This window comes from Paenibacillus sambharensis, from assembly GCF_003233845.1.
Lineage (GTDB): Bacteria > Bacillota > Bacilli > Paenibacillales > Paenibacillaceae > Paenibacillus_I > Paenibacillus_I sambharensis.
In genome coordinates, this window is record NZ_QKRB01000010.1 from 149306 (window position 1) to 161694 (window position 12389).

A 12389-nucleotide genomic window follows, 5' to 3' on the forward strand; every position below is an offset into this window, starting at 1 on the left:
AAGTGGAAGCGGTTGGCGGTAATTTTCCCCTTTTTACGGGAAGCGGGCAGCGCTATGATAATTCTAAAGGCTGCAGCCTAATAAGATGTACATAAGGGGAGAGTCAGATGGACATTCGTTATGATGATTTAACCGGGCCGCAGATCAGGGCACTGATCGGGGAGCACTTAAAGGATATGACCGTCCATTCTCCTCCGGAAAGCATCCATGCTCTAGATATTGAGGGGTTGAAGCAGCCGGGCGTGACGTTCTGGAGTATATGGGAAGGTGATGAACTGCTAGGCTGCGGCGCGCTGAAGGAGCTGGACAGCTCCCATGGCGAGATCAAATCCATGCGCACGGCTTCTGCACACCGGAGGAAGGGCGCAGCAAGGCAAATACTTGCTCATATCATGGAGGAGGCTGTTCGCAGGGGATACCGGCGTGTAAGCCTGGAGACAGGCTCAATGGAAGCCTTCAAGGCGGCAAGAAATATGTATGAAAGCTTTGGTTTCCAGTACTGCCCGCCATTTGCTGATTATGTGGAGGATCCGTACAGTGTTTTTATGACCAAGGAATTATGAGTTGGACTAAAGTTTAGCGAAACAAGAGAAAGGCATCTTCCACTATATCGGGCACTGTTGACGCTATTCTATAGGGACATGATTGCGGGCGGGCGACTGCCTGCTTATTTTGTTTGGCGGGCTGATTGCAAGATGGCTGGGCGCTTATCAACCCTTAATGCTTCGAGCGCCCCGATTAATCCGCTTACGTATCTCACGGTCACCTCTCTCACAGCCACCTCTCTCACAGCCACCTCTCTCACAGTCAGCCCCAAGGACCCCCACAACTACTTCTGCTGAATTTGATTATCCCTTCTAACGAAACTGTCAATCGCTATTTACCGCAAAATGGCCCCGTACATTTTGTAATGAAACTGAGCAACGCTATTGACTTGATAATCAAGTGAATGTAGCAAAAAACGCTAAATAAGACTGCTGAGATTCGTTACAATGGCGGACACTTGAAATTTGCAGGTTTAGCGTGTGTGATTTTCGTTAAAGGTGCAGCGTGAGGTTAGAAGCGGAAAGACGGCATAGAGGAAGCGGGAAAACGGCGTCGATGAAGCAGAAAAACAGTGTCGACTTAGGCCCGCTCTGAAATGTCCGGAACGAAACTATCATGGTGGAATGGTGGAATAATGGCTCCATGTAAAAGGATGTGCTGCTCTTACAGGTTGGCTGCAGGTACGACAGCGTACCTCCGCAGTAGAGGAATATGTAATTTCAGCAGCATCGCCTTTGTGAAAACCGTCACATACAGAAGGGGTGATAGTCTGTAAATTAAAGGTAAATAAAGACTTTCAAACGAAATCGGAATATCGGCTGGTGGTTATCCCGTATAATCAAACCGCTAACCGTACGATTCCTATACCAAGGAGGGCTTCCTATGTTGTCTGTAAGACGAATCTATTGGCCGGCCATCAACCTGATCGGGCCGGGATGCGTGAAGGAAATTGGTGCGGAAATTGCCAAGCTCGGTCTGAAGAAGGCGCTGCTCGTTAGTGACGATATGCTGCTGAAGCACGGCGTTGTCGGTAAGGTGACGGATGTGCTGGATGCGAGTGGCGTTGCCTATCAGGTGTTCACGGACGTGAAGCCAAATCCGACCATGCAGAATGTGAACGACGGACTGGCGGCATTCCGGGAGGGTGGCTGTGATTTTATCATTTCGGTAGGCGGAGGCTCACCGCAGGATGCTGCCAAGGCGGTCGGGCTGCTGCATACCAATGGCGGCAATATTGCTGATTACGAAGGCATCAACAAGTCCGTGCATAAGTCAGTCCCTATTATTGCGATCAATACGACGGCAGGTACGGCTTCCGAGGTCACCATAAACTATGTGATTACGGATGAGATCCGCAAAATCAAGATGGTCATGGTGGACCCGAATTCTCTGGCCGTTATCGCGGTCAATGATCCGGAGCTCATGGTCAGCAAGCCGGCTTCACTGACTGCCGCTACTGGAATGGATGCCTTGACGCATGCTATTGAAGCTTATGTGACCAAGGGTGCATACGAACTGACTGACGCTCTGGCTCTTAAAGCGATTGAGTTCATCGCAGGGTCGCTGGAGACGGCGGTTAAGGACGGAGGTAACCTGGAGGCTCGCTCCGGCATGGCCTGGGGTTCTTATGTGGCCGGGCTGTCCTTCTCCAACGCCGGACTTGGTATCGTCCACAGCATGGCGCATCAGCTTGGATCGGAATATGATGTGCCGCATGGCGTAGCCAATGCCATTCTTCTTCCTTATATTATGGCGTTTAATCTGGATGCTGCTCCCGAGAAGTTTGCCGACATAGCCAGGGCAATGGGCAAGGACACGGCAGCAGCCGAAACGAAGGAAGCAGCCGCCAAGCTGGCATTGGAAGCCGTCCAGGAGCTGTCACGCAAGGTGGGCATCCCCGCGCTTAAGGATACGGCTTTCAGGCCAGAGGATGTTGATAAGCTGGCAGAGCAAGCGATGCGTGATGTCTGCACAGGCGGCAACCCGAAGGATGTAACGCTGGAAGATCTCAAATCATTGTATATGCAGGCTTACCAGGGGTAATCCAGACCGGTACAGCTGTGCTGCATGCTGGCTGACGACAGCTGCTAAACCGCAAGGCATGGATGGAGCTTGAGGGGAAACGGGCACAGTAAGGAAGCGTTACCTACTCTATCCATGGAAGGCGGTGATTGCAGGTGGCGAGAAGAAGCAGGCGCAAGCTGCTGGTTGACGGTTCGCGGAGCGGTGTGGACCAGTTCAAGGCGAGGGTGATGCAGCAGCAGGGCTACAACGTTAACCCGGAGCGGCCGAATGAGGTCAAGTACGAGGTGGCGAGGGAGCTTGGCGTGCCGCTGCAGCAGGGCGACAATGGGCATCTCACGACCGAGATGGCTGGACATGTCGGCGGCCGGATCGGCGGCTCAATGGTCCGTGAAATGATCCGCATGGCACAGGAGCAGCTGTCGAGACAGCCTTAGTAGAGCTGCGGGCTGGAATGGGCGAGAGGTGTTAGAAGCAAAGCGGGATGGCTTGGGTATGTACGATATCCGGGCCGTCCCGCTTATTTGTCGTACAGCCTGGAAGCAGGCACCGACCTGATGGAACATCTTGTTCAACTTCTGAAGAAAGCAACCGTCATATCTTGAATTTCACGCATTGTAAGGGCTGCCATATTGGCTTCATAATGGGACTATAAACCAATAGGGGGGCAATCTTAAGATGAAATGGTCAAACATCTTCAAGTTCGCTTTAACGGGCACACTGGCACTCAGCCTGGCTGCTTGCGGCGGCGGCAACGGCAACACGCCTAACAACAGTCAGGGCACGAAAGAGCCAGGGGTTGAAGGCACCGCCAACACACCGGAGAAACCAAAGGACGTCACGATTACCTTCCAGAACATATTCCCGGACCCGACAGATCCGAAGCACATCATGATGAAGACGATTGTCGCCAACTATGAAGCGGAGAATCCGCATGTCAAGATTGAACTCGATTCGCTGAATACCGATCAGCAGAAGCTGAAGCTGAAGACACAGGCTGCTTCAAAGGAAGTGCCGGACATCACGGTCGTTAATCCGTCCGCTCAGATGAAGCCGTTCGTTGATGCGGGATTATTTGCTCCGCTGAATGACATGGTCGAGGAGAATGGGCTGAAGGATACCTTCCAGGAAGGCATCCTGGAATGGTACACGTTTGACGGCAACCTTTATGCGCTTCCAGACGGCAATAACATTGGCCTGGTTTACTACAACAAGGAGCTGTTCGAGCAGGGCGGCGTAGAAGTGCCGACAACCTTCGAGGAGATGGTTGAGGTTGTCAAGACGCTTAAGTCAAAGGGCATCCAGCCAATGGCGATCGGCGAGAAGGATACATGGACGGGTTCGTTCCTGTTCATGAACGTGCTGCTCCGTACGAATGGCGGACCAGGCTTCCTGCAGGATGTCATGGATGGCAAGAAGACATTCGAGGACCCGGCTTTCCTTGAGGCGGTTGACAGTCTCCAGAATCTGATCCAGGCTGGTGCGTTCCAGGAGGGTGCGACTTCATTTGATTACAATGCGGGCGGCAACCTGTTCAACACAGGCAAGGCGGCGATGTACTACATGGGCAGCTGGGCGACTGGCGGCATTGAGACATCCTCTGTAAACGGCAAGATTGGCGTGTTCAAGTTCCCTACGGTCAACGGCAAAGGCGATCCGAACGAGTTCATGCTGGCACCGGGCAGTGCATTTGCCATCTCAGCGAACAGCGACCACCTGGAGGAGACGAAGAAGTTCCTGAATTACTTTATGCTGAATTTCCCGCAGGAGGCCTTCAAAGTTAAAGGTGCGGTAGGCATTGCCCAAAAGGTCGATGGCGACTTCAAGGCGGCCGGCTACTCCGACATGGCGATGGACGTACTGGCGATGTTCAAGGATGTGAAGGGCGGCGATCTCGCCTTTGACAACACGATGAACCCTGGTACAACTCAGGTCCACTTGACGAGCATTCAGAATCTGTTTGTACAGAAGAAGGATGCGGCGGATGTGGCTAAGGAGCATCAGACGGCCTACGAGAGCAATAAATAGTTAATCACAACCAACGCGAAACGGTTATCGCCGGCTGCTGGCCGGGGAGGGCCGTTTCGCGTCCTATAGACATGTCCACTCACGCCTTCTCATGTTGGGAAGGGTGCCAAACGAGGAGGCGAATCACGATGAATGTACTGCGCGTATCCAAGCTGACGATTACGGCGTTCGTCCTGCCGTGTCTGCTGCTGTACACCTGCATTGTCTTTATTCCGATTATGGTTTCGCTCTACAGCGGTTTGCTGGATTGGAACGGAATTGGTGAATCCAAGTTTATCGGGCTGCAAAATTTTATTAACCTGTTGACGAACGATCCTGTGTTCTGGCCTTCCGTCCGCAGAACGCTGATGTTTGCTGTGTTCTCCATGGCGGAGATTCCGGTAGCGCTGTTCGTGGCGATCCTGCTCAACCGGTTCGTGAAGAAACCGAATTTTCTGGTATCGAGCTATTTTCTCCCCGTTATCCTATCGGTTGTTATCATTGGCCAGCTGTGGAAAACGATCTACAATCCGGCCTCCATGGGCGGCATGCTGAACCAGCTGCTTGATATGGTGGGTCTTGAGAGCCTCACCCGTTCCTGGCTGACAGATCCGAGTGTGGCGATGTACTCCCTGTATTTCGTTGCCTTATGGCAGTATCTCGGCTATCATACGCTGATTCAATTCACCGGCATTCAGAATATCCCGGCAGATATCTATGAGGCAGCCCGGATTGACGGTGCGGAAGGCTTGAAGGCTGACTGGCACATCACGCTGCCCATGAATATTCCGATTATCAAAATATCGATCGTGCTCGCTTTCATCGGTTCGCTGCAGGCCTTCGATATGGTCATGGTTATGACCGGAGGCGGTCCGGCTCACGCAACAGACGTGATCTCGACCCATATGTATAATATGTCATTCCTGTCTATGAAATATGGCTATGGCAGTGCAATCGCTGCGTTCCTCGTTGTGATCTGCCTGTGTGCGACTGTTATTATCAACTTCCTGTTCAATCGTCTTGAACGCAAATATTCGTAAGAAGGAGGGATACGACATGAATGCAGTAACAACCCGTGTGGCACCGGTTAAGCCGGCTGCAGCTGAGAAAAGCGCCAGGCGGTTCTCGATCGTCAGGCTGCTTGTCTATGTGCTGCTCGGCATCTTGTTTGTGACGCAGCTCTATCCGCTCCTGTGGCTTGCGCTGTACTCACTGAAGAACAATGAGGAGATTCTATCGGGCAATTTCTTCGCGCTGCCTGCTTCCCCCCAGTGGCAAAACTTCACCGATGCCATTGAATCCGGCAATTACTTCCGGTATCTGCTCAACAGCTTCTTCGTCACCTCGATCACTATGGTAGGCGTGCTGCTGCTGGCATCACTGGCGTCCTTCGCGATCAGCCGCTTCCGCTGGCGCTACGGGCAGGTCGTGCTGCTCGTCTTCCTGGTCGGCATGATGATCCCGATGCAGGCCACGCTGCTGCCGCTGATGATTATTTTCAAGAACATGGGTATTCTGAACACCCATTTATCCATTATTTTGCCGTACATTGCGTTCCAGACCCCAATCTCTGTATTTATTCTCAGCGGCTTCATGAAGGCGATCCCGCACGAGATTGAAGAGTCTGCTGTTGTAGATGGGGCGAGCATCTTCCGGATATTCCGAAGCATTATTCTGCCGATATCGATTCCGCCGATGATGACCGTCTGTATCCTGACATTCATTAACATCTGGAACGAATATATCATGGCAGCGACGTTCATCTCTTCAGAGAAGCTGAAGACGCTGCCGTTCGGCGTGTACAGCTTCGTCAGCCAGTACTCGGTCAACTACGGTGCCATCGGCGCCTTCCTGGTGCTCGGTGCACTGCCGGTCATTCTGATCTACTTCCTGCTTGCTGACAAGATTACGAAAGGCATGGTTGCCGGCGCGGTGAAGGGCTGATAGAGCCCTCTCCCGCTCTGGAGGCGGTTGTGATAAGATGGGGTGGCAGGCAGCATGTGGAAAGGGGTTATACACAGGTGACACGCGGCATGCGCTCCATTCACAACCGGGTTTTCCTCTTATTCTTATCTTGTATGCTGGCACTTCTCCTCCTTGTCAGCTTCCTGTATGACCGCTATACTACCGCTATTATACATACGAAGATCAGCGAGATGGCTGAGAAAAATATTGCCCAGACAGTCGGTCTGTTCGACCTTCTGCTGGAGGGCTATGACAGCGTTACCAAGTCACTCAACAGCAACTATGAGCTGCTAAGGCTGCTGCAGGAGCGTGACCGTGAAGCTGATCCGGCGCTTAGTGTTATTAATGAGCGGACCATTACCAATATACTCGGTGCTGTCTATTATTCACGGGATGATATTGTTGCGATCCATGTCATCACTAACGACCGTAGAATGTACAGCTACGAGAAGCGGTTCGCCGGTGTAATCGATGTGGATTACGCCTCTTCGGACTGGTACAAGAAGCTCAGCCGCTCCACAGGGGAGATGATTTGGCTGGGGCTGTTTCAAGGCTCGGTCATGAACAGCCTCCAGCAGGAGCCGGTCTTCGTGTTCGGCCGCCAGCTGTATGATCTGACGGATCAGAGGCCGATCGGTCTGATCTTCATTGAGACGAACCCGGCTCCAATTCTGTCGGCTCTCTCGAACGTCACGATCAGTCCGAACAGCAGAGTCTACATAGTAGATGATGACAACCGGGTCATCGCCTCGACGGATGAGGAGGCAATGCCGTATAAGAACGGGAACGAAGCGCAAGCAGTCAGCCTCCCTTCATTCAGCGGCCTGCCGCGCCCGGAAGGCGGCCGTACCATTGTGGACAACCGTACTGAGCAGCTGATTGTGGCAGCGGATGCAGCCATGGCGGACTGGACGGTGTACGGCTTTACACCGAAGGCCGATGTCGCCGCGGAGGTCGTTGAATCCCGCCGGTATCTGCTGCTTGTTGTACTGGCGCTGGTTATCCTGGCGACTGTACTGGCCTCGATTATTTCGCGGAATCTGTCCTCGCCGCTTAAGCTGCTGATCCGGGAGATGAAGCAGGTGGAGATGGGAAATTTCAGAGGCTCCGTCAATGTCAAATCCTATGATGAGATCAACAGCCTGGTATCCTCCTTCAACCGGATGGTCCACCGTATTGACGAGCTGATTGAGCGGATGACGCTCGCCTCAATCAGCGAGAAGAATGCCCAGCTGCAGGCACTGCAGTCGCAGGTTAACCCGCATTTTCTGTATAACACCCTGGATATGATCTATTGGATGCTGGATGAACGGGAGAATGACCGGCTGGGCCGGGTGATACTGGCGCTCTCCCATATGTTTCGCTACAGCAGCGACTGGGAGGAGGCGTCGAAGACGACGCTGGGTCAGGAGCTGGAGCAGATGCGTCATTATATGACGATCATCGAGAACCGGCTGGAGGGCCGCGTGACGACGGTCGTTGAAGTTGATGACAAGTGGCGCTGTGCAGTGCTTCCGAAGATGAGCCTGCAGCCTATCATTGAGAACGCGGTCAAGTATGGCCTTGAGCCTCTGGGCAAGCCGGGTGTGCTATGTGTCCGGGCAGAAGACTTGGGCAACGAGCTGCAGATCATTATCGAGGATAACGGCGTAGGAATGGATGAGGCAGCGCTAGCAGTGCTGGCCGCTTCTCTGTATGAGAGGGACGGCAGCCAAGGGCAGGCCAAGCGCAGAGGAATCGGGCTGTCGAATGTACACAGGCGGATCGTTCTCATGTACGGCAGCAGTTATGGTCTGCAGCTGCGCAGCAAGCCCGGAGAAGGAACCAGAGTTACGATTGTTCTGCCAATTCATCAAAGGGGTGGGAATGAACATGGATATTCTTATCGTGGATGATGAGACAGTCATTCGTGAAGGTATTAAGCGAACACTGCAGAACCGCTTCCCGGCCTGCCGGATGCATCTGGCTTCAAGCGGCAAGGATGCGTTGGAGCTGCTCGGCCGTTACCCGGTCAGCATCGTGCTGACAGACATCCTGATGCCGGGTATGAACGGCCTTCAGCTCATTCAGGCAAGCCGGAGCAGATATCCGCATATCAAATGGGTGGTCATATCCGCCTATTCCGAATTCAGCTATGCCCAGGAGGCTGTCCGGCTTGGCGCCAAGGATTATCTGCTTAAGCCAATTGGCAAGGATGCCATCATCGACATGATCCTGAAGCTGTCCGAGGAGGTTCAGCGGGAGCAGGAGATGACGGAGGAGGCCGAGCAGCTGCAGAATAATCGTAAATACTGGCGGGAAGCCATCTTCCAGCGATGGGCCTCCGGACTCGACATCGGACGGATTGATATGAAGCCTTTCATGGAAAGCCATCCTGTCTTCTACCTGCTGCTCGTAAGGATGGAGAGTGACAGGCCGCTAAACCTGGAGCATTTTATGGTTGAAAATGTAATGGGTGAGCTCATTGACCGCCACGGGAACGGATTCGTAGCTATTCATGACAGCTGCAGCTTATTGGGGCTGGTAACATTGCGGGAAGGAGCGAGTCTGAGCGGCTTGCTTGACGAGCTGCGAAGCCATCTGGTCCGATGCCTTAAGATTCCATTCCAGGTGATGCACTCGCCGAGGATTGAGGACTACCGGGCTGTGCCGGATGAAGTGCGCCGCATGAGAGAATCCGCATCTGTGCAGGTCTATGAGCATCATTCCGAGGGCGGGGAAAGGGCGGTAGAGGTTGCCCAGCAGTATATGAAGACGCATTATCAGGGTGATCTGTCGCTCGAGAAGGTGGCATCGATTGTTTATTTGAATCCGGTCTACTTCAGTCAGCTGTTCAAGCAGAAGACGGGCTCGGGCTTCAAGGAGTATGTGATTCAGCTGCGGCTGGAGCAGGCCAGGAGAATGCTCGGCAACCCGAAGCTGAAGCTGGCCGATGTCGCCAGACGTGTCGGCTATCAGGACATCCGTCACTTCTCACAGCAGTTTCGCCGCCGCTTTGGTGCGACGCCATCGGAGTACAGGCAGTCGGGAGCATGCGGGGAGCTGGGGAAGGACTCTGCTCAGCCATGACCCCCAGCCGTATATGCATCCCGTTTCGCAGAACAAGCCGCTGATCCAGTGACCAGCGGCTGTTTGCGCTATTGTGGCATCTATTTCCCGGATAGTATCGGATGGAGGCTTCATATCCGTTTAAACTTCAGGCTGAAGGGCTATATAACTTATAGCCTTGCGAATGACGGAGCATGAATGCTTGAACTGCTCCTGTTCCGCCGGGGAGAGATTCAGCTCCAGAATCTCTTCGATCCCGCTGCGGGTAATAATGGCTGGAACACCGATACATAGATCTGATTGTCCGTATTCCCCTTCCAGAATAGCAGAGACCGCGATAATCTTGTGGTCATTGTTCAGAATGGAGCGGACAATATAGGCAATAGCATTGCCGATTCCATAGTGAGTAGAGCCTTTGCGCGAGAAGATCTCCCATCCGGCATTGCGTGTCTGCAGGGCGATCTCCTGCAGGTCCATATGTCCGAACCGGGCAGGGTGCTGCGCTACAATCTCCAGAATCGGCTTGCCGCCAATGGTCACATGCGACCAGGCCGGGAACTGGGATTCGCCATGCTCGCCAAGTACATAACCCTGAACACTGCGCGGGTCGACCGGCAGGTGATCGGACAGCAGCGTCTTAAGCCGCGAAGAGTCGATAGATGTCCCGGTGCCAAGCACCTGATTCCTGGGCAGGCCGGAGAGCTTCCACACCATATAGGTAACCAGATCCACGGGGTTGGAGGCAGCGAGGAATATTCCCCGGAAGCCGCTTGCCATAATGCGGCTGATCATCGTGCTGTGAATTTCCATGGCGGTGTCAAGCACGTCCATGCGGTTGTGGCTGCCAGTGGGGTAGGAGCCTGCACACAGGATGATAATATCCATGTCCCCGCAGTCCTCGTAGGTACCGGTGTAAATCTTCGTCCTGGAATGAATGAAGTCCATGCAGTGCGACAGATCCATTGCTTGTGCGTAAGCTTTGTCCGGGGTGCGGCCAATGAGCATGATCTCATCGCATACGGACTGGTTAATGAGCGAATAAGCACAGCTTGAACCGACAGATCCGACTCCGACAATGGCTACTTTCCTCACACTGCTTGCCATTTTGATCAAAACTCCCTTACCATAAAATATTTCCCCTATACGATATGTGTAAAAGCAGCTATAATGTCACATAAATGATAACTATTATAACATATATATGGTAAGGGAGGGTGAAAAATAGATGAAGGCCTAGTAAAAGTTTACTGGCCTGCTTCATCACTTTAATACGATAGTATAGGAACGCGCTTGATTATTGAATGGTCAACAAGAAACCGGACAATTATGGGAGGTATGGCATGGAGAGTTTTATTAATGGATTAAACAATGTGTTGTGGAGTACGCCAGTCATTTATATTTGCCTTGGGGTAGGGTTATTCTTCACGCTGGCAACCCGGTTTCTGCAAGTCCGACTGATTAAGGACATGGTGACGCTTATGTTTCAAGGCAAGAGCTCCAGGGCGGGAGTCTCCTCCTTCCAGGCGCTTGCACTCGCCTTGTCGGGACGGGTGGGTACGGGCAACATTGCCGGTACGGCGACGGCCATTGCCTTTGGGGGACCTGGCGCCGTGTTCTGGATGTGGCTGATCGCTTTCATTGGAGCAGGAAGTGCCTTCGTCGAGTCAGCTTTGGCGCAGGTGTATAAGGTCAAGCAGGATGGACAGTACCGGGGCGGGCCTGCTTACTACATCGAGAAGGGGATCGGCTGGAAGTGGTTTGCGGTACTGTTTGCTATTGCTGCACTGCTGGCTATGGCTCTTCTGATGCCAGGCACCCAGTCGCAGTCCATAGCAGCTGGACTGAACAACGCATTCGGCATTGCCCCTGAGATTACGGGGATTTTCCTTGTTGTAGTGCTTGGAGCCATTATCATTGGAGGCGTGAAGCGGATTGCAAGGGTGGCATCCCTGGTTGTTCCGTTCATGGCCATTGGTTACATACTGGTATCGTTGATTATTATTATAGCTAATATCACCGAGCTGCCGGCGGTCTTCTCCTTGATCTTCCGCAGTGCCTTCGCGCTTGATTCCGCCTTCGGCGGGATCGTTGGCCTTGCAATCCAGTGGGGCGTCAAACGGGGTATATACTCCAACGAAGCCGGTCAGGGTACAGCGCCCCATGCGGCGGCTGCAGCGGAGGTCTCTCACCCGGCGAAGCAGGGTCTGGTGCAGGCATTCTCCGTCTATATCGATACGCTCTTCGTATGCTCGGCAACAGCTTTTATGATTCTGTTCACCGGCATGTACAATACGACAGGGCCGAACGGCTTCATTGTGGAAAATCTTCCGGGGGTACAGGAAGGACCCGCTTATACCCAAGCTGCCATTGAAAGTATTCTACCGGGCTTCGGAGCCGGCTTTGTAGCCATTGCGCTGCTGTTCTTCGCGTTCACCACCATTATGGCTTACTACTACATTGCGGAGACGAATGTCGCCTACTTAACGCGTAAGGGAGGCGGTAAAATCGGCATGGCGATTGTCAAAGTCGTCCTGCTTGCGATCACATACTTTGGCGCTGTCAAGGAAGCTGATCTGATGTGGGATATGGGTGATGTCGGTCTGGGTCTGATGGTGTGGCTCAACCTGATTGCCATTCTGCTGCTGACGAAGCCTGCCCTCCGGCTGCTCAGAGATTACGAGCAGCAGAAGAAGGAAGGGAAGGACCCGGTATTCGATCCCGTCAAGCTTGGAATCAAGAACGCCGATTACTGGGAACATGATTATAAGGTGGAGAAATCATAACGTTATCCGATTCTATAA

10 protein-coding genes are annotated in these 12389 nt (G+C 53.0%); 9 read left to right on the forward strand and 1 reads right to left on the reverse strand.

Translation table 11 applies throughout. The features are described from left to right. Window positions 1-107: 107 nt before the first annotated feature. From DNH61_RS01760 to DNH61_RS01795, 8 genes are all read left to right on the forward strand, one after another. On the forward strand, window positions 108-563 hold the full coding sequence (locus tag DNH61_RS01760) for a GNAT family N-acetyltransferase (protein WP_111144984.1): 456 nt from the start codon (window positions 108-110) through the stop codon (window positions 561-563). 868 nt (window positions 564-1431) lie between these two features. Continuing rightward, on the forward strand, window positions 1432-2589 hold the full coding sequence (locus DNH61_RS01765; RefSeq protein WP_425452198.1) for an iron-containing alcohol dehydrogenase: 1158 nt from the start codon (window positions 1432-1434) through the stop codon (window positions 2587-2589). 134 nt (window positions 2590-2723) lie between these two features. Further along, window positions 2724-3005 (forward strand): alpha/beta-type small acid-soluble spore protein, encoded by a 282-nt coding sequence (locus tag DNH61_RS01770; RefSeq protein ID WP_111145050.1) that lies wholly within the window; start codon window positions 2724-2726, stop codon window positions 3003-3005. A 241-nt stretch (window positions 3006-3246) separates the two neighbouring features. After that, window positions 3247-4596 carry an extracellular solute-binding protein gene (locus DNH61_RS01775; RefSeq protein WP_111144986.1) on the forward strand — a complete coding sequence of 450 codons (1350 nt, stop codon included), beginning with the start codon at window positions 3247-3249 and terminating at the stop codon, window positions 4594-4596. A gap of 128 nt (window positions 4597-4724) precedes the next feature. Continuing rightward, window positions 4725-5615 carry a carbohydrate ABC transporter permease gene (locus tag DNH61_RS01780; RefSeq protein ID WP_111144987.1) on the forward strand — a complete coding sequence of 297 codons (891 nt, stop codon included), beginning with the start codon at window positions 4725-4727 and terminating at the stop codon, window positions 5613-5615. 16 nt (window positions 5616-5631) lie between these two features. Continuing rightward, entirely contained in the window at window positions 5632-6519 is an 888-nt protein-coding gene (locus tag DNH61_RS01785) for a carbohydrate ABC transporter permease (protein ID WP_111144988.1), read from the forward strand. Window positions 6520-6548: 29 nt separating this feature from the next. Continuing rightward, window positions 6549-8435, forward strand: a complete 1887-nt coding sequence (locus tag DNH61_RS01790; RefSeq protein WP_245947852.1) for a sensor histidine kinase — start codon at window positions 6549-6551, stop codon at window positions 8433-8435. Further along, window positions 8413-9609 (forward strand): response regulator transcription factor, encoded by a 1197-nt coding sequence (locus DNH61_RS01795; RefSeq protein WP_111144989.1) that lies wholly within the window; start codon window positions 8413-8415, stop codon window positions 9607-9609. Before DNH61_RS01790 ends, DNH61_RS01795 begins: the two co-directional genes overlap by 23 nt. A gap of 120 nt (window positions 9610-9729) precedes the next feature. On the opposite strand, the gene DNH61_RS01800 is transcribed toward DNH61_RS01795, so the two are convergent. After that, window positions 9730-10692, reverse strand: coding sequence for an L-lactate dehydrogenase (locus tag DNH61_RS01800; protein ID WP_111144990.1), 963 nt, complete (start codon window positions 10690-10692; stop codon window positions 9730-9732). Window positions 10693-10928: 236 nt separating this feature from the next. Here DNH61_RS01800 and DNH61_RS01805 point away from each other — a divergent pair, with 236 nt between their 5' ends. Further along, a complete protein-coding gene (locus DNH61_RS01805) occupies window positions 10929-12371 on the forward strand; it encodes an alanine/glycine:cation symporter family protein (RefSeq protein ID WP_111144991.1) in 1443 nt (480 codons plus the stop codon). The last annotated feature ends 18 nt before the right edge of the window (window positions 12372-12389 follow it).

Coding starts and splice junctions, on each gene's coding strand:
- DNH61_RS01795 (WP_111144989.1), top strand. CDS start 8,413: ATGGATATTCTTATCGTGGATGATGAGACAGTCATTCGTGAAGGTATT.
- DNH61_RS01780 (WP_111144987.1), top strand. CDS start 4,725: ATGAATGTACTGCGCGTATCCAAGCTGACGATTACGGCGTTCGTCCTG.
- DNH61_RS01785 (WP_111144988.1), top strand. CDS start 5,632: ATGAATGCAGTAACAACCCGTGTGGCACCGGTTAAGCCGGCTGCAGCT.
- DNH61_RS01800 (WP_111144990.1), bottom strand. CDS start 10,692: ATGGCAAGCAGTGTGAGGAAAGTAGCCATTGTCGGAGTCGGATCTGTC.
- DNH61_RS01805 (WP_111144991.1), top strand. CDS start 10,929: ATGGAGAGTTTTATTAATGGATTAAACAATGTGTTGTGGAGTACGCCA.
- DNH61_RS01775 (WP_111144986.1), top strand. CDS start 3,247: ATGAAATGGTCAAACATCTTCAAGTTCGCTTTAACGGGCACACTGGCA.
- DNH61_RS01760 (WP_111144984.1), top strand. CDS start 108: ATGGACATTCGTTATGATGATTTAACCGGGCCGCAGATCAGGGCACTG.